We start from the raw sequence: 25,626 nt of genomic DNA, 5'->3' as shown, positions 1-25,626 counted from the left end.
TGGAAACAGAGCTGTTTTTTTTATATCATTTTATAACTATCTCTCGGCTTCTTCTTACTCATACGTAACATTTTCACTCCCGATAAGTATCTATATACGGAATCATAAAAAGAATCATATGAAAAATGGAACATTTACATTAAGAAGCAATGACTTGGGAGGTATAGGCGTACTGGAACAAGCCCATCCCCGATGCGGAGGAGAAAATAAATCCCCTCAACTGTATTGGACCAATCCACCGGAAGGAGTGAAAAGTTTTGCCGTTACCATGTACGACAAAGATGCTCCCAGCGGAAGCGGATTCTGGCACTGGCTCCTGTTCGATCTTCCCCCCACGACCCGGGAATTACCGACTGATGCGGGAAACACATCCAAGCATATAGCTCCCGGCGATGCCATACAAAGCCGGAATGACGGCGGAAGTTACGGTTATAGCGGACCATGCCCTCCTCCGGGAGATAATTGGCACGCCTATGTGATCACGGTGTACGCTCTCGACATCCAGAAACTCCAATCGGATAAAGAGGCCCTTCCGGCACAGGTCGGCTTAGAACTATGGAAACATACGTTAGAAAAAGCATCTGTTATTTTTTATTACAAGATTTAATATATAATAACACAAAACCAATCTAAATCATTGGTTTTGTGTTATTTATTTTTTATATTTGGAACAAATACAAAATTATGGTCAGATTTATACTACATACGATTCTGATCCTGGTGGTTTCCCAATTAACCAACGTAGTCATGGGATTGGTGATGACTGAATCCGAGCAAGAGCATTTTCAGCAAATACTCATTCAGGCTGAGAGATCCGTTCATGACCAAGAACATTACCAAAACCATTATAGCGACTGTATTCTTCCGCAACAAAACGGGATGTCTTTACGCCGTTCACAATTACCATCTCAGATTCGTATTCTTTTGGAAGGAATTCCCTTGGAATACGCATGTATAAATAATAATGATCATAATTTCTCTTACAATTACATTAAAACATCACAAGTTCGTGATTACAAACACCATTTTCACGAATTATGCAAACTACTGATTTGAAGGTTTTTATTCTGTTCGTATTACCCTTTTTCTTTTAGGAGAAAAAGATTCATTTTTATTAACAACACACACTATAAAAGCCGACATGAAAACAAATCTATTTTCAAAAAGCCGGAAAGAACAAAATTATGCCTTGTTCTTCGAACCGGACGAATTACCTCGTTTGCAATACCTTCTGGAGACCAAACAATTCATTAATCTTTCCAGACTGAGCCAATACGCGGAAGACAACACGGGAATAAAACTTGAGATTTCCCTGACGAATAGAGGGAAATGCGCTACCGTACAACTCTTCGAATACATCGTACTCTCGTATGTAGCCGTATCACCCGTCATGACTTTCCGAAACAAGGAAGCTATCGCTCTCTCCGGTGCTGTCATTCCGGAAACCGATAAATAACAAAATAGGGAAAGGTCTGAAAAATTTCACCCATAACTTTCAACAGGGCCTAAACTGGACATGCTCATGAAACGTTTTCAGACCTTTCCCGTCCATAAAACAAAATCGCTCTCCATTTCGACTAAAATCGAATATTTTTCTTTTTATTTATTCTAAATAAATACTTATATTTGTCTCAAATTTTAACGTATGAAACATTTATTATTTTCTGAAAAGCAGAAACTGGCCGACTTGATCCATATCAATTTCAAATTGTTGTTAGTATTGCCCAGATTCGATATAAAATTAGGCTTCGGGGATAAAAATGTAGCGGAAGTATGCGAACAAGAGGGAACATCGACGGAACTATTCTTATTGGTATGCAATATCTATACTTTTGATGAATACTTTCCGAACCAAGGAGAGTTAAGTCAGATTCATATCGATGATCTGACCTGTTATCTACAAAAATCACACGATCATTACATAAAAGACCAAATCCCCGCTATTCAGGCTCAACTCGCAGAACTCGTTCGTTGTTACGATCCCAAGCAGGGAGCCCTGTTGACTCGCTTTTTCGAAGATTACCGGGCCGAAGTGGCCAATCACCTGAGTTACGAAGAAAATACGGTCTTTCCCTATATCTTGGATTTATTAAAAGGCAAATCCTCGGGCAATTATTCCATTGAACAATTTGAAGCAAACCACAGTAATATCGAAGATAAATTGAATGACCTAAAAAACATCATTATCAAATACTTACCGGGGAATTGTCAGCCCGATCTCCGAAATAAGATTCTTTTCAATCTTTTTTTATTGGAAGAAGATTTGAACAAACACTCGTTATTTGAAGATAAGATATTGGTCCCGTTTGTCCAACGATTAGAAAACCACAACAATGAACAGGAAAAAATATAAAATAACCCTTATAGAGCCCTCACCTATCGTCACGGAAGGTTTAAAAAAGATTTTTCAAACCCTTCCTGAATTTGAGATTCTCCATTGCTCTGAAGATTTATTTCATTTTTCCGAACATCCGACTGCTTCACTCCCGGATATCGTTATACTCAACCCGATCGTGATGGATTTTCATCGCCAACACGCCATAAAATCCATATTCTCTCAATATTCTCAAACTTTATTCATCGCCCTTTTGTATCATTATGTTTATGCTGACAATCTAAAACAATACGACGGAATGATCTCCATATATGATGACGGAACGAAGATCAATAAGAAATTACAACAAGCGATAGAGCATCAGGAAGCAACCCCCGGAAGTAGCGACAACTACGAACTATCCGACCGGGAAACGGAAATACTCATTTCAGTCGTTAAAGGTTTACAAAACAAAGAAATAGCCGACCAGCATCACATTTCAATACATACGGTTATTTCCCACCGAAAAAACATTTCCCGCAAAACGGGTATAAAATCCATCGCCGGTCTTACGGTCTATGCTCTCTTGCACAATCTCCTGGATCAAAACGAAATCGAATAATCCCCACAATCGGGGATAGTCCTAATAAATTTTCCCCACAAATAGGGATAGCATCGCAACGGGAATTCTCCCATCTTTGTCCGCAGAAAATAACACGATATCTCGGATTTTAGTAAGCCCTCTATATTTTGGAAGAGATAACACTCTCAAGCGAACCGGTTTAGCTCATTTCCGGTTCGTTCCTTTTTATACCTCTTTCAGAAAAATCGCATGCCTCTTAAAATAAATCAACGTTCCTACAGCCGTCACGAAAGCGACAAAATCCGAGATGGGCATACTTCCCCAAACGCCGGTAATTCCCCAGTAACGGGGTAAGATCAACAAACAGGGTAATAGATACAATAATTGACGGGAAAGGGAAAGGAAAATAGAAACCTTAGCCTTTCCGATAGACTGGAAAAAATTCGTAATAACGATTTGAGCTCCCACGAAGGGAAACATAAGACAAGTAATTCTCAATCCCGCATTAGCCAGTTCGATCAACTGTTCATGACCGGTAAACATCCCCACGATCGCATGAGGAAAAATTTCGCTCATCAGGAATCCGAAGGTCATAATGGAAACTCCGGCAAACAAAGCGATTCTCAACGTCTTTTTCACCCGATCGCCGTGCTTCGCTCCATAATTGTACCCCACGATAGGTTGCATTCCCTGTGTCAAGCCCAACTCGATCATCACGAAAAGAGTCAATACCCGATTTACAATACCGTAAGCCCCGATTGCTAAATCCCCCCCGTACGTCTTAAAACTATTATTCAAAATAATGACCACGGTACTCGCGCAAACATTCATCAGGAAAGGAGACATTCCGATAGAAAAAATACTCATGACAATCCGTTTCTGTAACTTAAAATAACCGGACTTAAAATGAATAAAACTCGATTTATTCAGGAAATGGCTTAAAATCCAGATTAATCCCAAACATTGCGAAAGGATCGTGGCTGTCGCCGCCCCACGAATTCCCCAATCGAAATGGAATATAAATACGGGTGCCAGAATGATATTGGCAAATACCGTCACCAGAGACGAGAGCATGGCTTTCTTTGGATATCCCGTCGCCCGCATGATATTATTCAAACCGATAAAAACGAAAGATATAGGATTTCCAAGCAAAATCACCTGCATGAAATCCCTGGCATAAGGAAGCGTATCCTGACTCGCCCCGAAAAAATGCAAAATAGGTTCTAAAAGCCACAAGGTAATTCCCCCGAAACAAAATCCGTTGATGGTACAAAGCAACAATACGTTAGTCAAGACACGAGTTGCTTTATCTACATCTTTTTGTCCCAAATAAATCGAGGTGATCGTAGCTCCCCCGACCCCGACCAAAGTAGAAAAAGCAATGACAAGATTCATTAACGGAAAGGTAATCGCCAATCCGGAAATAGCCAAAGGGCCTACCCCATGCCCGATAAATATACTGTCTATAATATTATATAAAGACGTGACCGTCATTCCGATAATTGCCGGAATTGAATATTGTAATAGTAGCTTACCAATCGGTTTGGTCTCCAATATGTGAGGAGTACTTGTCACTGACATATGTTCATTTTTATATTTCGAATCTGAAAAGTATTTGGATATTCAAGAAACGATCATCCAAAAGAGCATGTAAAGGTAATGAAAATAACAGGAAAACTGACTCATTATTTCACGAATATTACCTATTTTAGTCGGGAAATTATATAAAGGTGATATGAAAGAAAACGAAATTGTACCGGATAAGCTGAAAGCTCTTTTAAATATGGCAAAATGGGGATGGTGGAAAGCCGATTTTCATGACAAAACATATACCTGTTCCAATTTCATCATAGATCTACTGGACCTAAAATCCGATATCCTCCCTTTCTATGATTTCAAGGAGTTTATACGAGAAGATTATCAAGCACGTATCACCAATGAATTTGCTTTCATTTTGGCCCAAGACGTGTACGAACAAATATTTCCCATTCATACCAAATACGGTATACGATGGGTTCACTCCCAATTAGGTTTAAAAGAGAGAGACGAGAGAGGGCATCTCGTCGCATGGGGATTTCTGCAATGTATTGAAGACCAAGAAAAAGACACAGACAGAAAAGCATTAAACAAGGTCAATCACCTATTATACCAACAAAACAGTATTTCCCGTTCCTTACTCACATTTTTACAAACCGAAGAAATTTCAAGTGTCATTCTAAAAATACTATACGACATCCAGGAACAATTTAACGGGGATCGGGTATACATTATCGAATACGACCAGAAAGACATGACCCAACATTGTTTGTATGAAGTCTTAAACGATCGACTACCGCAAAATCAACAGGCCGACCTGTCTCTGCATATTGACGAAACTCCTTGGAAGAACCGGCAATTGATGAATTCCATTCCCATTATATTATCTAACCTGGATGAAATTCCACAACAAGGTTCAAAAGAGAAAATGCGCTGGGATGCCCAGCATATAAAATCCATGATGATGGTCCCCATGCTGTCCAAAGACCGGGTATGGGGCTATTTGGGCATCAATATAATGAAGGAGTACCGTTCCTGGAGCAATGAAGATTATCAATGGTTTGCTTCCATGGGGAATATCATCAGCATTTGTATACAATTATATCGTTCCGAGCAAATCGCACATAAGGAAAGAGAATATTTTGAAAATCTCTATCAATACATGCCCATAGGCTACATACGCATGAAATTGATATACGACGGCGAAGGAACGCCTATAGACTACATCTACCTTGATGCCAATCCGGCTTTTGAAGAAATCACGGGTAAAAATCGTCATCATATTATCGGTAAAAACGCCAGTTCTTTAAACTTTCCGATAAGTTCCGGCCCCTCTTTAAAAGAATTAACCGATATTCTTTCCGTAAAAAATTATTACGAGGCCAATTATTCTGTAAATAACGGTAATAAATATTGCCGCACCATCATCTATTCTCCCGGTAAAGAAGAGATCGTCGCTCTATTCTCCGATACCACAGAAACCGTAAAGGCCCACGAAGCGCTGGATCGGAGCGAAAAAATGTTACGAAACATATATAAAAACATTCCCGTGGGCATAGAGATCTATGATAAAAACGGAATTGCCATCGATATCAACAACAAAGATCTGGAGATATTCGGATTAACCCGTAAAGAGGATGTTCTGGGGGTCAATTTCCTCGATAATCCGAACTTCACGGAAGAGGTCAAAGCCCAGGTTCTGGCCAGGCAAGAAGTGAATTATGTTGTCAGGTATGATTTCTCTAAAGTCAACCTTCACAAATATTACAAAACCAACTATCAAAACGCGATAAAGAACTTATTGATCAGAATAACTCCTCTATACGATAATAACGATCACTTTCAGAATTATCTCTTTATCGTTATCGATAACACGGAAATCTTGACAGCCCACAATAAAATTAAAGAGTTTGAAAATTTCTTTTCCATCATCGCCGACTATGCAAAAATCGGTTATTGCCGTTGGAATCAAGAAGAACAAAAAGGATTTGCCATCAGTCAATGGTTTAAGAATTGGGGGGCTTCCGAAGATTCTCAATTCGAAAATATCATCGGGGTATATCCGCACGTCCATCCCGAAGACAGACCGGAAATAAAAAAATTATACCGGGATCTCCTGAGCGGAAAGATAAACCGGATGCATAAAGAGGTACGGGTAAAAGACGATAACGGTAAATGGAAATGGATCAGAAGCGACATTGCTTCGAGAGCGTTGGAAAACAAACGTTATCTTGAATTGACCGGTATCAATTTCGACATCACCGAGATGAAAGAAATTGAAGCCAAATTAACGGAAGCCAAAATTAAGGCAGAAACATTAGACAAGTTAAAATCCGCTTTTTTGGCCAACATGAGCCACGAGATCCGGACACCTTTAAATGCCATCGTCGGCTTTTCCAATCTTCTTCTGGATACCTCCGAACAAGCCGAGAAACAACAATACATAAATATCATACAAGAAAATACGGATCTCTTATTACAACTTATTTCTGACATTCTCGACCTCTCTAAAATAGAAGCCGGCACATTTGAAGTCGTAAACGGTGATGTAGACGTGAATCTGTTGTGTCAGGAAATCATTCGTTCGTCACGACTGAAAACACCGGAAAACATCCAACTCGTTTTCGGGGATCATCAACCGGGATGCCATCTATTCAGTGACAGGAATCGTTTACATCAAGTCATATCCAACTTCATCAACAACGCTATAAAATTCACCTCTCGGGGAAGCATCACGTTAGGTTATCGTTTTACTCGCGACCAGATAGAATTTTATGTACAGGACACAGGTATCGGTATAGACCAAGAACACATTCACTCTATTTTCGACCGCTTCGTGCAATTAGACACGTTCATCCACGGAACCGGATTAGGATTAGCCATATGCAAAAGCATCGTGGAACAAATGGGAGGCACTATCGGCGTCGACTCCGAAAAAGGAGTCGGGTCGCGTTTCTGGTTTACCATACCTTACATTCCGTCACAAGCGACCGAAACGGAAGTCACGCTAACCAATACAATACAACCGGAAAAGAATTTGAATAAACCTACTATTTTAGTAGCAGAAGACACGGACAGCAATTATATATTGATCTCAACTATCCTCAAGAAAGAATACACCGTACTCAGGGCATTGAACGGTCTGGAAGCAATAAAGATGGTGGAAGAGAGACATCCCGATCTGGTTCTTATGGACATAAAAATGCCGGATATGGACGGCCTGACAGCTACCAGACGGATACGGAAAAAACATATACACGTACCGATTATCGCCTTAACAGCTTTCGCTTACGACAAGGATCGGACAAAAGCTTTAGAAGCCGGATGTAACGAATACATCACCAAACCCATACAGGCTTCTCTTTTGAAAGAGATGATAAAAAGGTTCATTAATTAGAAGTAGCACCGGATCATTTTCGAAAGAGAGAAACTATTTTTTTTACAAACCAACGGATAAGTATCGGTAAGGTCACGTCCCAAATAAAAGGCATAACCGACTTTAAAGCCGAAAAATAACCATTGAAAGGAGAGTCGCTTTTCTTCGTATCATCGGATGAAGAAGGAAAAAACAGCAGGGAAAGCCCGGACAAGAACAAACTTCCAGCATGTTGTCGAACATAAGAAAAATCCTCACCCAATTTCTTTTCCTGAAGCCGAAGCCGGGAACGCACGTCCTTTTTCTCAGCTATCAGTTCTTCCAGAGGTGTCAACTTCGTCATCTTCATCTTTATCGTCTTTAGCCATCATTGATATTAATATCTCATTCACCACCTTCGTTCGAATCCTTTCTTTAAAAAAGGCGATGATCATAAAAAAGATCAGGTATATTCCTGCCACCACAATGAATCCAAGCGCCGTACTATTTAAAAGTTCTCCCAAATAAAAACCTAATCCCAAGAATAAAAACAATACGGTAAAAAAAGCGAGCAAAATCAATACGATACCGTACGAAAGAATCGCTATCACTTTAGAGACTCTCTCGTAGGTATGTAATTTCAAAAGTTCCAGCTTCAACTCCGCATAAGTTAAAAGATCTTCCTTCAACCTCGCGAATATCTTTTCAGCAGCTTTTTCCATGGATGACTATTGTTTTTTAGCCGTTCCCTCTTCCTTCACGTTTTCTACCTTGTCTGCTACCTTGCGGGAAACTTCATTAGCCTTGTCCGTCATCTCTTCCCGGATGTTTTCAGCTTTCGTTTTGACTTTCGAATAAGCGGATTTGACCCCCTCTTTCACTTCATCTACCGCATGACGAACATCTTCTTTTAATTTACCCTTATCCGATGCCATATAATATCCTATGGCAGCTCCTACCGCGGCTCCGATTCCCAGACCCAACAGTAATTTTACATTTGCGTGTTTCATTTCTTCTATTTTTAGTTTTGTTCATAAGAAACGAATCACCTCATTAAAAAGTTTAGTTCTTTAACAATATTTTATAAAATCGATTCAATCGAGAGAGATATTCTTACTCCGGCAACCAATTCCGCGGCTCATCCGTAAACAAAAGAGAATAATATTTAATCCATAACCAAAAGTTTACAAAATGAAAGCTACACATTATTACCGCTTTGCTCTTTTTCTGATTTTCACCGTATTACTGAACGAAAATCCGTATATACAGGCACAAACACAGAAAAAAGAGACGTCAGAACGTTTTACACTACCTCCGCTTCCCTACAAAGCAAACGCTCTATCCCCCGTCATCAGTGAAGAGACCATGAACCTTCACCACGGAAAACATTTGAAGGGGTATATTACGAACCTGAATAAATTAATCATCGGAACCCCATTTGAAAACAGCGATCTGGAAACCATTGTCAAAAACTCAAACGGAGCTATTTTTAACAATGCGGCACAAACACTGAATCACATCATCTATTTCAATACCTTTTCGCCACATGCAACCCTATATCCTTCCGGAGCACTTTTAATTGCTATCGAAAAAGAGTGGGGATCTTTCGACAATTTTAAAAAGGCATTTTCAACGGCAGCAACATCCTTATTCGGTTCCGGCTGGGTTTGGTTAGCCAAAGACAAAAACGGGAAACTGCTCATTCTTCAGGAAAACAATGCCGGAAATCCGATTACCAAAGGGTATACGCCACTATTAGGCATCGACGTATGGGAACACGCCTACTATCTCGATTACCAAAACAAACGGGCAGACCATATCGAAAAAATCTGGACCATTATAGATTGGAATACCGTCAAAAGCAGATACGATAAATAATCTGTAATAATTACCGATGGATTTTATATTTTTGTCAAAACAAAAAGCAGATCATGAATCCCATCGAATTACTTCATAAATATTACGATCCGAATTCCAAGGCTTACTCCATTTTGTACTCTCACAGTAGAGCCGTTATGGAAAAAGCCTTGGAACTCGCCGGATTCCACCCAGAAATGGAGTTGGATACGTCATTTATTAAAGAGGCCTCCCTGCTGCATGATATCGGCATCTTTCTCACATATGCTCCGGAGATCGGTTGCCACGGTGATAAACCTTACATATGCCACGGTTATTTAGGAGCCGAATTGCTACGCCAGGAAGGATTTCCCCGGCACGCTTTAGTGTGCGAACGCCACACCGGATCCGGAATAAGCTCGAAAATGATCCGGGAACGACATCTTCCGCTTCCGGAAAGGGAGATGCTCCCTTTAAGTAAAGAAGAAAAATTAATATGTTTAGCGGACAAATTCTTTTCTAAAAGTAAAGACTTAACCCGGGAAAAATCCGTTCAACAAATCAGCAAGGAGATAGAGGCTTTCGGATCGGAAGCATCTTCCCGTTTGCAAGAGTTGTACGACCTCTTTTTGAAATGAACCCGTACGGGAATGGATAATCCATAAAAATAAGACTACTTTACAACCGATCTACACTTGTTTACGTATATCCGTAAGAAAAATAATGATTATGGATAAACTTAACAATTGGATTATCTTTTCGAACGATTTTATTTGGACCTATTTTTTGATCGTTCCCTTAATCGCCATCGGGCTTTATTTCACATTTCTCAGTCGGTTCGTGCAGTTCCGGAATTTCCGGGAGATGTTCCGACTTTTGGGAGAAGGCATAACAAGCGGAAAAAGTAAAAATTCGGTATCTTCATTTCAAGCATTCTGCATCGCCACCGCATCCCGGGTCGGAACCGGAAATTTAGCCGGCGTCGCAACGGCTTTAGCCTTAGGGGGTCCGGGAGCTGTCTTTTGGATGTGGCTGATAGCCCTTATCGGCTCTGCCTCGGCATTTATAGAATCGACATTAGCCCAGATATACAAAACCAAAGGAGAACGTACCTTCATCGGGGGACCTGCCTTCTACATGGAGAAAGGATTGAAAAAAAGGGGTATGGGTATTTTATTTGCCGTTATTATCTCCATCACATTCGGGCTTGTATTTAATTCCGTACAAGCCAACACGGTTACACTTGCCTTTCACGAGGTTTTTGGTATAGACCGCACCTGGTTAGGCATTTTATTAACGATATTCACTCTATTAGTCATTTTCGGAGGAATCCACCGGATTGCCGTCATATCGGGTATTCTTGTTCCCCTAATGGCCATTGCTTACATATTGGTTGCGCTTTTTATCCTATTCATGAACGCCGGGAGTATACCTCATCTTATTACCACCATATTCGCCGATGCCTTCGGTTTCGAACAATTCGCCGGAGGAGGTTTAGGAGTCGTGATCATGCAGGGAATCCGACGCGGTCTGTTTTCCAATGAGGCCGGTATGGGTTCCGCCCCGAACGCCGCAGCCACCGCCGATGTCTCCCATCCGGTCAAACAAGGATTAATTCAAGCCTTAAGCGTATTCACGGATACCATCATTATCTGCAGTTGTACGGCTTTCATCATCCTCCTCTCGGACATTCCCTTGGACGGTACGACCAAGGGAATTCAATTGACACAAATGGCCCTCTCCCATCAAATAGGTCCCGCGGGGGGACAATTTATCGCTATCAGTATTCTACTATTCGCCTTCAGCTCCATTGTCGGTAATTACTCCTACTGTGAAACGAACATGATATTTATCTCTCCCAAACGGATCTACCTGCAATTGTACCGGGTAGCCGTCGGACTCATGGTACTCTTCGGTTCTTGGGCCGCTTTGGATCTGGTCTGGAATTTGGCGGATTTGGCGATGGCTGTTATGACAATTATCAACCTGATTGCAATCGTGTTACTCGGCAAAATAGCCCTTAAAGCTTTAAAGGATTATCACCAGCAAAAGAAATCCGGCATACATAGCCCCGCGTTCAAATCAGAGAGTATTCCGGAATTAAAAGATTCTACGAGTGAATGGCAATGATATTACATTAATAAATAATCAAAAAAATAATTTTTTTATTAACTTTGCTTAGAAATTTGAGGTGTTTAATATTAACTATTAACCAATTATCGGTTAGCACTTAATTTAATGCAAGAAAGCATATAAAAACAAAAGAAACTATTGGAAGATGAGATTTGATGAGCTCGAACTGGCATCCCCTGTATTAGAGGGACTTGATGCAATGAATTTTCAAGAGACAACGCCTATACAAGAATTAACCATACCCGTCATACTGGAAGGGAAAGATCTGATTGCCTGTGCACAAACCGGAACCGGAAAAACAGCGGCTTATATTCTACCGATATTGAATCGGTTGGCCGAAAAAGACCACCCCGAAGATGTAGTGAAAGCACTCATTATGGCTCCGACGAGAGAGTTGGCACAACAAATCGACATTCAATTCGAAGGATTTTCCTATTTTCTACCCGTATCCACGGTGGTCGTCTACGGCGGAGGTGACGGAGCCTTGTGGGAACAACAAAAGAAAGGACTCCGGTTAGGAGCAGACATAGCCATCGCGACTCCCGGGCGCTTAATCTCACATATTCAACATAGTGATATCGACCTCTCCAAAGTGGAATATTTCGTGTTGGACGAGGCCGACCGGATGTTGGATATGGGATTTTTTGACGATATCATGCAAATCGTCGAAAAGCTTCCCAAAGAAAGACAAACAGTCTTGTTTTCAGCGACCATGCCACCGAAGATCAGACAATTGGCACAAAAGGTATTACGGAATCCGGAAGAGATCAATGTTGCCATTTCAAAACCGAACGAAGCCATCATACAGGCTGCCTATATTTGTCACGAAGGACAAAAAATGGGGATTATCGAAGAGTTATTCAATAAACCCACGAAAAACAAAACAATCATCTTCGCCTCTTCCAAACAAAAAGTAAAAGACTTAGCATATACCCTAAAACGCAAACGATTTAACGTGGCTGCCATGCATTCGGATTTAGAACAGCCCGAAAGGGAATCGGTTATGCTGAACTTTAAAAACGGTAAAACAGACGTGCTGGTTGCCACCGATATCGTCGCCAGGGGTATCGATATCGATGAAATCGGTCTGGTCATCAATTTCGATGTACCCCACGATCCGGAGGATTATATTCATCGAATAGGCCGCACGGCAAGAGCCAGTGCAGATGGTGTGGCCATTACTTTCGTCTCCGATTCAGAACAGGGCAAATTCCACCGAATCGAAGAATTCATAGAAGAAGAAGTATACAAGATTCCGCTTCCTTCCGAATTGGGTGAAGCACCTACCTACAACCCGCAGGCGTTTGAAGGCAAACCTAAAAAACAATTCAACCGTAAATCCCAGAAACCTTCTTTCGTAAAAAAGAAAAATTTCTCGAAACGCAAAGATAACCCGAACTCGATCACTAATCCTTAAAAATACTACCTTATGATTCTCAATGCAGGAAATATCTTACTTATCGGATCCATTTTATTATTTACAAGTATAATTGCCGGGAAAGCCGGATTCAAGTTCGGAGTACCTGCACTGTTGCTTTTCTTAGGAGTCGGAATGTTATTCGGTAATGATGGACTCGGTATCCAGTTCAACAACCCGGAAATCGCTCAATTTATCGGAGTTATCGCCTTAAGTATCATTCTATTTTCGGGTGGTATGGACACCAAAATGTCCGAAATAAAACCCGTGGTAGGACAAGGCATAGTGTTGGCCACTTTTGGAGTAATGATAACTGCACTTATAACAGGTTATTTTATATACCAGATTACAGGACTGACGAACGACTTTATCTCTCTGACATTTACCGAATCTCTTTTATTGGCCGCAGTCATGTCCTCTACCGATTCGGCATCCGTTTTTTCGATTCTAAGATCCAAACGGCAAGGACTAAAAGAGAATCTTCGCCCCCTTTTAGAGTTGGAAAGTGGTAGTAACGACCCCATGGCCTACATGCTTACAATATTGTTGATACAGGTCATTCAATCCGGGGAATCCAGTATAAGCGGTACGGTCTTGCAATTTATTATGCAAATGAGCATCGGTGCCGTTTCCGGTTATCTATTAGGGCATTTAGCTCGTTTCACGATCAATAAGATCAATATCAACCAGTCGTTATATTCCGTATTGCTGTTAGCATTTGTATTTTTTATATTCTCATTTACAGATTTATTAAAGGGAAACGGTTATTTAGCCGTATACATTGCCGGATTAATGGTCGGAAATCACAAGATGGTACACAAAAAGAGTTTAATGACCTTTTTTGACGGTTTTACCTGGCTTTTCCAGATCGTAATGTTCCTCACGTTGGGTCTATTGGTAAATCCCGCCGATTTGATACCGATAGCCGGATTAGGTATATTGGTCGGTATTTTCATGATTATCGTGGCTCGCCCTTTAACGGTATTCCTTTGCCTGCTTCCTTTCCGGAAGATGAGTACCAAGTCCAGGGTATACGTTTCATGGGTCGGTCTAAGAGGGGCCGTTCCCATCATTTTCGCGACCTATCCGCTAATCGCTAATATTCAACACGCCTCTTTAATATTCAATGTCGTGTTCTTTATCACCATCCTCTCTTTAGTTATTCAAGGAACTACCGTCAGCTATATGGCAAAATTCTTAGGATTATCGACTCCCGAGCCGGAGCAAGCGGCATTCAATCTGGAACTTCCCGAAGATATCAAAACGGCCATGTCTGAAATCGAAGTCACCCCTTCGATGCTTGCCAAAGGAGAACTCCTCATGGACCTTGTCTTACCTGATAATACGTTAATCGTGATGGTCAAACGGGTAGAGGGATCTTTCTGCGTTCCCAAAGGCAAAACAAAACTCCACGAAGGAGATAAACTCCTCGTGATCACGGACAATGACGAGGAGCTCAAGAAAACCTATGAAAGTTTGGGTATAGAAAACTATTCCATGCAAAAAAACAGTTGACGAATATATCCGATATTATTCAGATACGCGGAGAGTGCGTACCTTTCGGGACATTGCTTTTGCCTCCGAAAAGAGTTCCATGTTTATAGATTTTATTTATTCATTTATAAAAAATAAAGATTTGTTTTTCATTGTATTTTATTGTACAATTGTATCATCAAAATAGAATCAAAAACACCAAAACAAAAAATTTATGAGTATTAAAGGAACTAAAACAGAACAAAACCTATTGAAATCATTTGCAGGAGAATCACAGGCGAGAAATCGCTATACCTTTTTCGCAAGTGTAGCTAAAAAAGAGGGTTTTGAACAGATTGCTGCCGTATTTACAGAGACAGCCGAGCAGGAAAAAGAACACGCGAAACGTTTCTTCAAATTTTTAGAGGGCGGAATGCTTGAAATCACAGCCTCCTATCCCGCCGGAAAAATCGGAACGACAGCAGAAAATCTGAAAGCTGCCGCAGAAGGGGAAAACGAAGAGTGGGCCGAGTTGTATCCTGAATTCGCAAAAGTAGCCGAAGAGGAAGGATTCAACGCTATCGCCGCTGTTTTCCGTAATATCGCTGCTGTAGAAGCCGAACACGAAACCCGTTACCGGATACTATTGGAAAGGGTTGAAGCCGGAAAAGTATTTGAAAGAGAGGAAGAGATCTTATGGCAATGCCGGAACTGCGGTTATGTCCACAAAGGCAAAACAGCTCCCAAGGCTTGTCCCGCCTGTGCCCATCCACAAGCCTATTTTGAAGAGAAAAAGAATAACTATTGATATTCCTTTATCATTAAAAAACGAAGCTGTCGGAGGGTTTTCCGATAGCTTCGTTTTCTTTTAAACAAATTATGTATATTCGCGTATATTACAGTAATTTATAAACATGGATATAATCATTATGAAAAAAGTAATTAATTCGGCCCAGGCCCCTAAAGCTATCGGTCCATACAGTCAGGCTATTGAAGCAAACGGAACACTCTATATCAGCGGGCAACTTCCCATTGATGTAAACACGGGAAAGTTCGTGGAAGGAGGAGTTAAGGAACAAACAGAACAATGTTTAAAAAACATCGGCTATATTCTCGAAGAGGCTGGATATACTTTTGAAAACGTGGTCAAATCCACTTGTTTATTAGGAGATATGTCCTATTTTGCGGATATGAATGAAATATACGCTAAATATTACAAGACAGATTGTCCCGCACGAGCCGCATTTGCCGTAAAAGCCCTTCCGATGGGAGCCATGGTTGAAATTGAAACCATCGCGGTCAAATAATTCTATCGGAACAGGAAAAAAAGGGGAACAAGATATTTTGTTCCCCTTTTTTATGGTTATATTACATAAAATTCGTAACTTAGGAGATAATAATTTATAAATTAAATCTTTATCCGATGAAAACGTTAGGTATTCTTGTATTAACAGTACTCTTTTTCTCTTGTGCATCACGACAGCATATGACGAATAAAACGGGACGTCTCGGAATCAAAGATTCTACACGTTACGAACTTATTGTATTCGACCCCGGTTTCGATTATTGGATGGCCACCCATAAAAGCATCGTAAATCAGTACAGCAACGAATACTATCAATTCACCAACTATCGTTACGCCCAGGAATGGAATCGCAGGTACGCAAGCGGAGATCCTCGCGTGAATAGTTACATCGATTACAGTATGAGGATTGATTACGGCTTCGATTTCAATTACAAGCTTTACATGTATTTCAAATTCTTCGAAGATACCAATAAGATCAAGTTAATACCGGGAAGCGGAAAGCTCTGACAAAGAAGCCTGCCGGATAGCCTCGGGCGTTCCCAGATCCAAACATCGCCCCTCGTATAAAAACATTTGGAGCGAATATGATCTCGCTTGTTCCAGATGTTCGTCTATAATAGAAAATACGCCCGTATGAATCATACGATCCAAATACTCCGGACTTAATATTTGTATACCGCAATAATTATACTCTTGGGAACAATAGAAATCATCGTCAACAATCTTTTGTTCTCCGGTTTTCTTGTTTTCCCATCCTTTCAGTATTCCTTCCCGATTGAATTTCAACACCCGGTCGGCTTCACTTTTTTGTACCACTAAAGACGCATACGCTTTCCGGTCTTCATGTTGAGCGATCAATTCCAAAAGATCCACATCTGTCTGGATATCCACATTATGAATCAATACCGCTTTTTCCGGAATAAACAGTTCACGGGCTTTCCTAACCCCTCCTCCCGTATCTAACAATAACTCCCGCTCGTCCGACAAGCGGATATCCATGTCAAAACAATTATGTATTCTCAGAAAAGTTTCAATCTGATCCGCGTAATGATGAATATTAATGACCAAACGCTCCACTCCTGCCGACCTCATTTTCCCGATAACCCGTTCCAATAGAGTCCTTCCGTTAATCTCCACCAACGCTTTAGGCCGATCATTAGTCAAAGGTCGCAAACGAGTTCCCAAGCCTGCCGCAAATATCATTCCATTCATTATAATCGCCATTTAAAGAACCGTTATCCTGTATATTCACACCTGAATCAATTTATTTTTAATCGCGTACATGACTAAAGCCGCGGTATTCCGACATCCCGTTTTACTCAATAAATTAGCCCGATGCTTATCCACCGTTCGTTTACTGATAAACAGCTTGTCTGCAATCTCCTGATTAGATAATCCTCGACATACCTGGTAAAGAATTTCCAATTCCCGTTCGGATATGTCATTATCAACCACGTCGTGACTGTCCGCTTTATTATCACGCATATTATTCAGAATATTCACAAGAAGTTCCTCGGAAAAGAAACTCTCCCCTTCGGAAACCTTTTGGATAGCGGTTACGACCTTATCGATACCGGAATTTTTAAGCATAAACCCCTTAGCTCCGGCATCAATCATTTTATAGTAATATTGCTCGTCTCCGTACATGGAAAGTACAATAATTTTCAGCTCCGGCTTCATTTTCATGGCTTGAATCGTAGCTTCGATCCCATTCATCTCCGGCATTTCAATATCCATCAATACCACGTCGCAATCCACAAACGACAAGTTTTCTATAAATTCCCTACCGTTAGAGGCTTCATAAATATGATGTACGAAATCCTGATTGGAAAGCAATAATTTCAACCCTTCCCGAAATAATTTATGATCGTCGACCAAATATATTCTTAATTTATCCATAGTCTTACACATTACATTTAATAAAAGCAGTAGCTTTCATCCCTTTTCCCTGACAGCTGAATATCTCTATATCTCCATTTCCCGAATTCAAGCGATAACGCATATTGCTTAACCCCATTCCTCCTTCATTCTCGATCTGTTGCATATCAAATCCCAAGCCATTATCCTCGTATTCCAAATAAAGCATATCATTTCTATATCGAAGATCGATTCGAACCTTAGTAGCTTCCGCATGACGTAACGTGTTATTTATCAATTCACAAATCACCCGATACATGATCACTTCCACGTTATAGGTAAATCGTCTTCCGGCAATATTGGTCTTAAATTGAATATCGATTCCTTCTGCAGGACGCAATTTACGAATAAAAGAGTCCGTTGCATCCTTCAATCCGAAATTATTCAATATGTGAGGACTGATATTGGCCGATATCTCCCGAACACTCACGATTGCCTCGTCAACTGCCTGCTTCAGGTTATTTTTTATCCGTTCGTTTACCTCTTCCTTATTCTGGGTATTAAACCCGGATAACAACATTTTAATGACACTCAATAAAGGTCCCAATCCATCATGCAACTCCTTGGCAAAGCGTTGTCTCTCCTGTTCTTCCGTACGAATGATCGCCGAAACCACCCGCTTTTCTGATTCGTCCCGGATCTCGTCCAAACGACGTAAAAACTGAAAAACCTTACGGATATAAAATACACCGATAGCAAAGGCTAAAGAGATTATAAACGACAACCATACTTTCGTCAAATAAAGCTCCTCGTATTCGCCTCGTCTCATGGAAGGGAACAATTCGATCACCCGATAAATCGTCATCAGAAAAAAACCGGTAGAAATAAGAATCCAGGCTGCATTGAATTTAGTCCGTTTGAACAAACTAATGGCAAAACCCATAGCCACGACCTGAAACAACAGAGAGAGATAAACCACAATTTGAGAAACCATTACCTTTATATTTCAATTAATAATCTACACTTTCCATCAGAAAGGATAACCGATAGCGATATTAAACACGGAACGCCTGAACCCTCCTTTCGAATTAAACATCACAAAACGATTCCCGGCAGGCAAAGCCGGGTCTTTCACTTTAATACCCAAATCAAAACGCAAGAGGAAAAAATTGGCATTGATCCTCAACCCCGCACCCGTGCCGATGGCAACCTGATTAAAAAATTCCGTGTTCAATTGCGCACCTGGCCTGTCTTCTTTAGGATTTATATTCCAGATATTGCCCGCATCCACAAACAATGCCCCTTCCAACAACCAAATTAACTTAAAACGGTACTCTATATTGGCCTCCAACTTAAAATCTCCCACGCTGTTGGGATATTTATTCCCCAAATCGTAAGAGCCCGGTCCTAACGTCCGGGTTTGCCACGCCCGGATATCACTTGCCCCCCCGCAATAATAGGACTCTTCGAAAGGCAATACCTTCATATTTCCGTACGGATAGCCACAACCTATAAACAACCGTGTAACGATCGAGTTGGCCCGATTAATATACCAGTGGTAACGGTATTCGGCATCCGCCTTTACAAATTGGGCATAACGTACCCCCAGCCATTTGTAATATTTATCATCCCGATTCTCTCCCTTTCTCCTCTCCCCGAACAATCGGTCGATACCCCATAACAAATTACCCGAAGACTCTAAATTAGCCCGGAAATAATTGTAACTCATCTCCTTTGAATTAACGATCTGATCCGTGTAGGTCGCTGAAAAAACAGCTGAAAAAATCATATGGTCGGTATACGTATTTTTAATGTATTCGTTTTTCAAACTATCGACAAAACTCCGGTTTACATTCTTCATTAACACGTAATTCAAATCGATTAAATCGAAATTATACCTCCATCTTTTATTGGAAAGCCTCCAGAGATAACCAAAACGGGCATTCACAACGGAACGGGTATAATAAGGCGTATATTCATACCCGTATGAAAAAGAGATAGAAGTTTTCGGGGCAAAATTACGCCTGAAATCCTTCATTTTGAAAAAAGGCATCCAAAACTGGGGAGTAACGAACTTGATCTCCGCCCCGATCTCCTTCGTATTAAAAATCTTTCCTTTTTCGTCAATTTGTTCCTTTTTCAATGTTCCCCATACGCTTACGGAAAAATTTTCTCCTGCTTTGAAAAGATTACGATGATTATAGGTGAAATTTCCCCCGATACCCAAATTACCGGAACTATTGGTACCCTCCAAAAAAACATTATAGGATTGCCGTTTGACCGGTGACAATTGAATATAACAATCCAAGGTTTTTACCTCGTCGTCCGTCTCGACCTCCTTGAAATCTATATTAATAAATTTGAATAAATTCAACGCTTGCAAGCGGGAATAAGTCTCCAACACCCGTTGCACATTATACAATTCCATGCGTTCCATCTGAATGGTCTCCGTAATGACCTTAGGTTTTATCTTCAGCCGATCCCGGTAGGTAATTTTGTATCCGTCGTATTCCATATGCCTGACAGAGGAGTCTCTCCCACCCACGTTCAACAAAGGATCGTAATCGAAATCCAAATGAATATCTCTCAGGAAATAACGTTGAAAGGCAGCACTATCCGCAACCGTTTGAATGATATGGACAAACAATTTTGCCGTCTCGGCCCGACTGACCGAAGAGGTATCGGCAAAAAACTGAATAAAATTTTTGGAGAAATTGAAATATCCCTTTTCCCGCAACATACGCGTTATTCGCTCCCTTTCATTATCCAGCACATCCATATCCAAAGGCATCTCTTTATGCAATAAGGTTTTCAGCGTATCCTGATAATACATTTCCACCAGATTGCTCTCCCCTGTCAGTTCCTTATTGTTCCTTTCCTCTTTTTGCAAAAAAGAGACATCGTCTATTTTCGTCTGCGGACCCGTGTTTATCCGATACTCTACAATGGCTTTTTTCTTTTTATAGTACACGGTATCTTTCACCTGATTTTTGTAAAAACCTTTATTACGGAGATATAAACTAATTTGTTCGTTACTTCTGGTCGTCAAAAAAGGATTATAAATTACAGGAGCTTCTCCTATACGACGCAATAACCTGTTAAGCCATCTCTTCTCGTTTCGTCCGCTTAAATTATATAACCCCAAATGAAAACGACTTGCCCCTAATATACGGGTGTTCGGTTTCTGACGTATATTCCGCTTAATATCACTCCTGTTCGCCCGGTGACCGCTCACTTTTACCCGTACCCGATCCAACAAATACTCATCTTTTCCCACATACTTGGTTGGAGAACAAGAATAGAAAAAACAAAATATAGACAAAATAATACCTATCTTACACACCGCACCCATGCTCAAATCTCAAAAAAATATTATGTTTGTATTTTATTAACCAGCAAGCCTAAAATATGCTTAGCAAACATCTAACAAATGTAATCCAAAACCTCGAAAAAAAGAAATTCAGGGATAAATATAATCTCTTTAAAATAGAAGGTGAAAAATTAGTAGGTGAATTACTTTTGTCCGATCTGAAAATCGATACCATTGTCGCTTATCCGGAATGGATAGATCGTCATCCCCGAATCCCAAGACAATGCCGGACCATAGAAGTAAACGAGATTGAAATGAAGCCTCTATCCAATTTCAAATCTTTACCGGAAGTGATTGCTTTGGCTGAAATTCCCGATAAAACGTATCAACCGGAAAAAATCAGCAACACACTTTCTCTGATATTAAACGGTATACAAGATCCGGGTAACATGGGAACCATCCTAAGAGTATGTGACTGGTTCGGCATCCATTCCGTATTTTGCGATTACGATTGTGCAAACATTTTTAATCCCAAATGCGTTCAAGCCAGTATGGGAGCTATTTTTCGCGTAAACGTTTATTACGTGGATTTGCTTTCCTTTATCCCTCAGTTCGTGAAAGATGATTTCAAATGTTACGGTACTTTCCTCAACGGTGAAAACATCTACCACTCCCATTTGGAAGAGCGAGGGTTTATCGTGATGGGAAACGAAGGTAAAGGCATATCCCCCGAAATAGAACAATTCGTAAGCCGGAAATTGACCATACCCAGTTTTGCTGATGGCACTTATTCGACAGAATCCCTAAACGTAGGTGTTGCCACCGGTATTATTCTATCTGAATTTAAACGTAAACAGATTTAAAAATTAAAAATTATTCATATTTTTACACCGGAACTAAAATGAAATGCAATATGAAAAAATTGGTAGTATTATCTTTATTTTGTCTCTTCAGTGTAGTGACAATGGCACAATCGTTTCCTATCAGTATCGGAATTCATGGAGGTTGGAACGACACGAAAATTAAAGTAAAAGACTTAAAAGTTGAATCTCATGGTGGCTATATGTTTGGAGCCTTTGTAAGAGTCAATTTCGGAAAAATCTACTTGGAACCGGCTTTGAATTTTGCACACAAGGAAACGCAGGCAAAGGACAAGGCAACGAATGAGAAACGGAATTTAAAATACTCATCCATAGATATTCCTGTCATGGTCGGTTATTATCTTCTAAAGTTGCCCGTCGTGAAGTTACGTGGATTTGTAGGTCCGGTCGCTTCATTCATAACCAAAGACGTAAAGATTAAAGGACTTTCTAAAGATTATTTCGATACCGATAAGATGATGTGGAACGGAAAGGTCGGAGCCGGAGTCGATGTATGGAAAGTGACCTTCGATGTGGATTACGAATTCGGTTTAAAAAAATTCGGTGACGGAGTAAAAGCTCCGAGTACGGTTAATCTGACTCTCGGTTTCAAAATCATATAATGAAAAAGAAAAGAACACACTGCCTGAAATAATAACAGGCAGTGTGTTTTCTCATAAAAAACCATCATTAAAAATTCTACGTTCATTTTACTAATCACCCAATCACAGAATCTCTCAATCACAGAATCATTTAATTCCTTCCATTAAAAATCACGAAAAGATTTGCTTTATTCTTTTTTTATCTTTTCCTTTGTCACATCAATTCAATCTTCAAAAGATTATTTGAATTATAAAGAGGAGTAGAGAGAACGGGCTCATAGAAACTCCGGCAACCTGCGAAAATTCGAAAGGTGCCAAAACCCGACCTGAAAGCAGGAGTTATAATTTAAAACAAAAAACATGAAAGCAGAAAAGAAAAATCAGTATCGAAACGGAATCGCTCCTAACAGTAAAAGTTCCTTCTCTCCTCTTTTCGTCATGTCTATGCGTATGCGCTGCATGCGCTAATATTCTTTTACCCCAGACTTTTTTTTGATTTTTGATTTCAAGGTAGTATTGAAAAGTTTTTCAACAGGAAGTTAAACGACAACTTCCCGTTAGGATTCCCTACCGCAAACTATTCGTTACCACCTGTAATCATGGTAATTGCAAGGCATTTACCCGGAAATCTTTGTTTCATTCTAACAATTCATAAAAGAATCCATCATGACAAGAACATATACGGAAATAAACGAAAAAATCAAAAACGGAACTGCCGTTGTACTGACGGCAAAAGAAGTTTCAGAATTGGCAAAAACCTGTTCGCCTAAAGAAATTGCGGAACGAGTAGATGTAGTAACCACGGCAACATTCGGTGCGATGTGTTCTTCCGGCGCATTCCTGAATTTCGGACACGCCAATCCTCCCATTCGTATGGAAAAAATAGAACTGAACGGCATACGGGTCTGCGGAGGACTGGCCGCGGTAGATACCTATATCGGGGCAACAGATTGCAATCCGGAGAATCCTACTTACGGAGGAGCACATCTGATAGAAGATCTTATTGCCGGAAAAGAAATTACATTGGAAGCGTGGGGAAAAGGTACGGATTGTTACCCTCGAAAACACATCAAAACCAAGGTAACAAAGGACACCGTTAACGAAGCATATCTCTATAACCCGAGAAATGCTTATCAAAATTATAATGTAGCCACAAACTCAACGGATCAAATCAAATATACCTATATGGGTACGTTACTACCCAAGTTACGTAATGCCGCCTATAGTACGGCCGGAGAGCTCTCTCCCCTGATAAACGATCCGGAATGTCGTACCATCGGCTTGGGAACCCGTATTTTTCTTTGCGGAACAGAAGGCTATGTTGCCTGGAATGGTACACAATTTCATTCCACGAAAGAAGTGAATGATTACGGAATACCGACAAGTAACGCTCGAACCTTAGCCGTTATCGGAGACCTGAAAAACATGAGTACCGAATTTCTACGAGGTGTTTATTACGAGAAATACGGGGTAAGCCTTTTCGTGGGAATCGGCATTCCCATACCGATTTTGGACGAAGATATGGCCCGGCGGGTTTCCATCCGAAACGAACAAATCGAAACCACTATCGTTGATTATGGAAACGGTAATAAAATACTGGGAAAAACGAATTATGCAGCCTTACAATCCGGAGAGATCGAAATCGATGGACAGAAAATTCGAACAGCCCCCGTCTCGAGTCTCTCCAAGGCTATTGAGATCGCTAACATACTAAAAGAATGGATTCGAAAAGGCGATTTTCTATTGACAGAGCCGGTTCGTCCGATGCCTGTCGGCACTTCATTAAAAAGCCTGAAAGAACAAGAATAACAAGTATGAACAGACAAAAAAACAAATTATGGCCCAAAAATTAATACTATCGTTTCCGGTTGATGCCACAGACAGACCGTTGGTATATGACCTTATTCGCATCTATGATATAAAAATCAACCTATTGAAAGCTGAAATCCAACCTGGAAAAACGGGAACTTTGTTGGCTGAATTCGATGCCGACACATTAAAAATCGATCAGGCCATCGCCTATTTGAACCAAAATGGGGTCACGGTAAATCCGGTTTCCAGCAAAGTTTCACACGACGAAAATCGTTGTTTGAACTGCGGAAATTGTGTTTCCGCCTGTTTCTCTCACGCATTGACAATCGGAGCTCCGGACTGGAAACTCCGATTTAATCCTGAAAAGTGCATTGCCTGTAAACTATGTCTGAAGGCTTGTCCTTTGAAGCTCTTTAAAATTGAATTTTCCGAAATCCAATGACCATGAACAACAGGGAATACACGAATCGTACCTACCGACAACATCTGAGACAAGAGCGTTGGTGTACGTTCACGATCGTCCATAAGGAAACCGATTTATGGATCGGCATCGATAAGGCTTCCTACCGGGAGGAGATACGAGCCTACGCCCTCTCCCGTGTCATACGATTGCGACAAGAGATGGATACTTATCTAAACCAAGATCCCGAGTACCGAAAAGCTTTGATCCCTTACACGCCCAGAACCGAAGCTCCCGCTATTATCCGAAAGATGGCGGAGGTTTCCGACGTTTCAGGGATCGGCCCGATGAGTGCCGTTGCAGGAGCCGTTGCCGGACAAATTGCAGCAGAACTGAAGACGGCTTTTCCCATCCGGGAAATCATCATCGAAAACGGCGGCGATATCTATGCAGATATTCACGAGGATATCGATATCGCCGTATTCGCGGGATCTTCTCCGCTATCCGAGAAAGTAGGATTCACGATTCGTGCCGACCGTTCTCCCTTGGGAATTTGTACTTCATCGGGAACGGTAGGGCCTTCCCTAAGTTTTGGTCAAGCGGATGCCGTCATGATCGTTTGTCAGGATTGCGCTTTGGCTGACACCTATGCCACAGCGTTTGCCAATCAAATTCAAACGACAGCCGATATAGAACCTTGCATTGAAAAAATCGGAGATATACCGAAGATTTTGGCAGCAATCTGCATCAAGGATACACAGATCGGTATCTCGGGAAAATTCGATTTCAAAATTTGGAAATAAAACAAATGAGGTTCGCTAAGTCTATAAGT

The 25,626-nt window shown here is 40.8% G+C and carries 27 protein-coding genes and 1 riboswitch; of the genes, 19 read left to right on the top strand and 8 right to left on the bottom strand.

What is annotated here, in order from left to right; genetic code table 11:
- The first annotated feature begins 118 nt into the window (after positions 1-118).
- From BN3283_RS06070 to BN3283_RS06050, 5 genes are all read left to right on the top strand, one after another.
- A complete protein-coding gene (locus BN3283_RS06070; protein ID WP_041503780.1) occupies positions 119-607 on the top strand; it encodes a YbhB/YbcL family Raf kinase inhibitor-like protein in 489 nt (162 codons plus the stop codon).
- Between the two features lie 77 nt (positions 608-684).
- Positions 685-1,056 carry a hypothetical protein gene (locus tag BN3283_RS06065; RefSeq protein ID WP_059026082.1) on the top strand — a complete coding sequence of 124 codons (372 nt, stop codon included), beginning with the start codon at positions 685-687 and terminating at the stop codon, positions 1,054-1,056.
- 85 nt (positions 1,057-1,141) lie between these two features.
- Positions 1,142-1,456: a hypothetical protein gene (locus BN3283_RS06060; RefSeq protein ID WP_059026081.1), complete on the top strand. Its 315-nt coding sequence runs from the start codon at positions 1,142-1,144 to the stop codon at positions 1,454-1,456.
- A 189-nt stretch (positions 1,457-1,645) separates the two neighbouring features.
- Positions 1,646-2,353: a hemerythrin domain-containing protein gene (locus tag BN3283_RS06055; RefSeq protein ID WP_059026080.1), complete on the top strand. Its 708-nt coding sequence runs from the start codon at positions 1,646-1,648 to the stop codon at positions 2,351-2,353.
- A complete protein-coding gene (locus BN3283_RS06050) occupies positions 2,334-2,936 on the top strand; it encodes a response regulator transcription factor (protein WP_041504947.1) in 603 nt (200 codons plus the stop codon). Before BN3283_RS06055 ends, BN3283_RS06050 begins: the two co-directional genes overlap by 20 nt.
- A gap of 186 nt (positions 2,937-3,122) precedes the next feature.
- Here the strand turns inward: BN3283_RS06050 and BN3283_RS06045 are convergent, their stop codons facing one another.
- Positions 3,123-4,478: an MATE family efflux transporter gene (locus tag BN3283_RS06045; protein WP_059026079.1), complete on the bottom strand. Its 1,356-nt coding sequence runs from the start codon at positions 4,476-4,478 to the stop codon at positions 3,123-3,125.
- A gap of 154 nt (positions 4,479-4,632) precedes the next feature.
- Between BN3283_RS06045 and BN3283_RS06040 the strand changes: the two genes are divergently transcribed.
- Positions 4,633-7,830: an ATP-binding protein gene (locus BN3283_RS06040; protein ID WP_059026078.1), complete on the top strand. Its 3,198-nt coding sequence runs from the start codon at positions 4,633-4,635 to the stop codon at positions 7,828-7,830.
- A gap of 13 nt (positions 7,831-7,843) precedes the next feature.
- Here BN3283_RS06040 and BN3283_RS06035 read toward each other — a convergent pair whose 3' ends face one another.
- From BN3283_RS06035 to BN3283_RS06025, 3 genes are read right to left on the bottom strand one after another with little or no spacing between them, the layout of a single operon-like run.
- Positions 7,844-8,158 carry a hypothetical protein gene (locus tag BN3283_RS06035; protein ID WP_147625549.1) on the bottom strand — a complete coding sequence of 105 codons (315 nt, stop codon included), beginning with the start codon at positions 8,156-8,158 and terminating at the stop codon, positions 7,844-7,846.
- Positions 8,115-8,510, bottom strand: a complete 396-nt coding sequence (locus tag BN3283_RS06030) for a phage holin family protein (RefSeq protein ID WP_059026076.1) — start codon at positions 8,508-8,510, stop codon at positions 8,115-8,117. The genes BN3283_RS06035 and BN3283_RS06030 overlap by 44 nt, the downstream gene beginning before the upstream one ends.
- 6 nt (positions 8,511-8,516) lie before the next feature.
- Positions 8,517-8,798, bottom strand: a complete 282-nt coding sequence (locus tag BN3283_RS06025) for a YtxH domain-containing protein (protein ID WP_041503788.1) — start codon at positions 8,796-8,798, stop codon at positions 8,517-8,519.
- Positions 8,799-8,979: 181 nt separating this feature from the next.
- Between BN3283_RS06025 and BN3283_RS06020 the strand changes: the two genes are divergently transcribed.
- The 8 genes from BN3283_RS06020 to BN3283_RS05985 all read left to right on the top strand — a co-directional run bounded on the left by BN3283_RS06020 (position 8,980) and on the right by BN3283_RS05985 (position 16,460).
- Positions 8,980-9,666: a superoxide dismutase gene (locus BN3283_RS06020; protein WP_082027483.1), complete on the top strand. Its 687-nt coding sequence runs from the start codon at positions 8,980-8,982 to the stop codon at positions 9,664-9,666.
- Between the two features lie 53 nt (positions 9,667-9,719).
- Complete coding sequence (locus BN3283_RS06015) at positions 9,720-10,262, top strand: HD domain-containing protein (RefSeq protein WP_059026075.1); 543 nt, start codon at positions 9,720-9,722, stop codon at positions 10,260-10,262.
- 91 nt (positions 10,263-10,353) lie between these two features.
- Complete coding sequence (locus BN3283_RS06010) at positions 10,354-11,754, top strand: alanine/glycine:cation symporter family protein (RefSeq protein WP_059027189.1); 1,401 nt, start codon at positions 10,354-10,356, stop codon at positions 11,752-11,754.
- Positions 11,755-11,902: 148 nt separating this feature from the next.
- On the top strand, positions 11,903-13,174 hold the full coding sequence (locus tag BN3283_RS06005; RefSeq protein ID WP_041503791.1) for a DEAD/DEAH box helicase: 1,272 nt from the start codon (positions 11,903-11,905) through the stop codon (positions 13,172-13,174).
- A gap of 12 nt (positions 13,175-13,186) precedes the next feature.
- Entirely contained in the window at positions 13,187-14,689 is a 1,503-nt protein-coding gene (locus BN3283_RS06000; protein ID WP_041503792.1) for a potassium/proton antiporter, read from the top strand.
- A gap of 193 nt (positions 14,690-14,882) precedes the next feature.
- Complete coding sequence (gene rbr, locus BN3283_RS05995; RefSeq protein ID WP_059026074.1) at positions 14,883-15,455, top strand: rubrerythrin; 573 nt, start codon at positions 14,883-14,885, stop codon at positions 15,453-15,455.
- Between the two features lie 121 nt (positions 15,456-15,576).
- Positions 15,577-15,954 carry a RidA family protein gene (locus tag BN3283_RS05990; protein ID WP_041503794.1) on the top strand — a complete coding sequence of 126 codons (378 nt, stop codon included), beginning with the start codon at positions 15,577-15,579 and terminating at the stop codon, positions 15,952-15,954.
- Positions 15,955-16,070: 116 nt separating this feature from the next.
- Positions 16,071-16,460: a DUF6146 family protein gene (locus BN3283_RS05985; RefSeq protein WP_052649366.1), complete on the top strand. Its 390-nt coding sequence runs from the start codon at positions 16,071-16,073 to the stop codon at positions 16,458-16,460.
- Here BN3283_RS05985 and BN3283_RS05980 read toward each other — a convergent pair.
- The 4 genes from BN3283_RS05980 to tamL are packed head-to-tail and all read right to left on the bottom strand — an operon-like array spanning position 16,434 to position 21,162.
- Positions 16,434-17,165: a nucleotidyltransferase family protein gene (locus BN3283_RS05980; protein WP_070807460.1), complete on the bottom strand. Its 732-nt coding sequence runs from the start codon at positions 17,163-17,165 to the stop codon at positions 16,434-16,436. The two genes, BN3283_RS05985 and BN3283_RS05980, sit on opposite strands and share 27 nt — an antisense overlap.
- 36 nt (positions 17,166-17,201) lie before the next feature.
- Positions 17,202-17,852, bottom strand: a complete 651-nt coding sequence (locus BN3283_RS05975; protein WP_041504070.1) for a response regulator transcription factor — start codon at positions 17,850-17,852, stop codon at positions 17,202-17,204.
- A gap of 4 nt (positions 17,853-17,856) precedes the next feature.
- Positions 17,857-18,804, bottom strand: a complete 948-nt coding sequence (locus tag BN3283_RS05970; protein WP_041503796.1) for a sensor histidine kinase — start codon at positions 18,802-18,804, stop codon at positions 17,857-17,859.
- 36 nt (positions 18,805-18,840) lie between these two features.
- A complete protein-coding gene (gene tamL / locus BN3283_RS05965; RefSeq protein ID WP_059026073.1) occupies positions 18,841-21,162 on the bottom strand; it encodes a translocation and assembly module lipoprotein TamL in 2,322 nt (773 codons plus the stop codon).
- A 56-nt stretch (positions 21,163-21,218) separates the two neighbouring features.
- Between tamL and BN3283_RS05960 the strand changes: the two genes are divergently transcribed.
- The 5 genes from BN3283_RS05960 to BN3283_RS05940 all read left to right on the top strand — a co-directional run bounded on the left by BN3283_RS05960 (position 21,219) and on the right by BN3283_RS05940 (position 25,597).
- On the top strand, positions 21,219-21,983 hold the full coding sequence (locus BN3283_RS05960; RefSeq protein WP_041503798.1) for an RNA methyltransferase: 765 nt from the start codon (positions 21,219-21,221) through the stop codon (positions 21,981-21,983).
- A gap of 50 nt (positions 21,984-22,033) precedes the next feature.
- Positions 22,034-22,603 carry a porin family protein gene (locus BN3283_RS05955; protein ID WP_070807491.1) on the top strand — a complete coding sequence of 190 codons (570 nt, stop codon included), beginning with the start codon at positions 22,034-22,036 and terminating at the stop codon, positions 22,601-22,603.
- A 224-nt stretch (positions 22,604-22,827) separates the two neighbouring features.
- A riboswitch (SAM riboswitch) is annotated at positions 22,828-22,930 on the top strand.
- A 318-nt stretch (positions 22,931-23,248) separates the two neighbouring features.
- A complete protein-coding gene (locus tag BN3283_RS05950) occupies positions 23,249-24,391 on the top strand; it encodes a homocysteine biosynthesis protein (protein ID WP_059026071.1) in 1,143 nt (380 codons plus the stop codon).
- Positions 24,392-24,419: 28 nt separating this feature from the next.
- The gene (locus tag BN3283_RS05945; RefSeq protein ID WP_059026070.1) at positions 24,420-24,836 is read left to right on the top strand and encodes an NIL domain-containing protein; all 417 of its coding nucleotides are present in this window, start codon (positions 24,420-24,422) and stop codon (positions 24,834-24,836) included.
- A 2-nt stretch (positions 24,837-24,838) separates the two neighbouring features.
- Positions 24,839-25,597: a UPF0280 family protein gene (locus BN3283_RS05940; protein WP_041504072.1), complete on the top strand. Its 759-nt coding sequence runs from the start codon at positions 24,839-24,841 to the stop codon at positions 25,595-25,597.
- The last annotated feature ends 29 nt before the right edge of the window (positions 25,598-25,626 follow it).

The sequence above is a fragment of the Gabonibacter massiliensis genome (genome assembly GCA_001487125.1).
In the GTDB taxonomy this organism is placed as follows: Bacteria; Bacteroidota; Bacteroidia; order Bacteroidales; family Marinifilaceae; genus Gabonibacter; species Gabonibacter massiliensis.
This window is presented reverse-complemented; position numbering and strand designations above follow the sequence as displayed.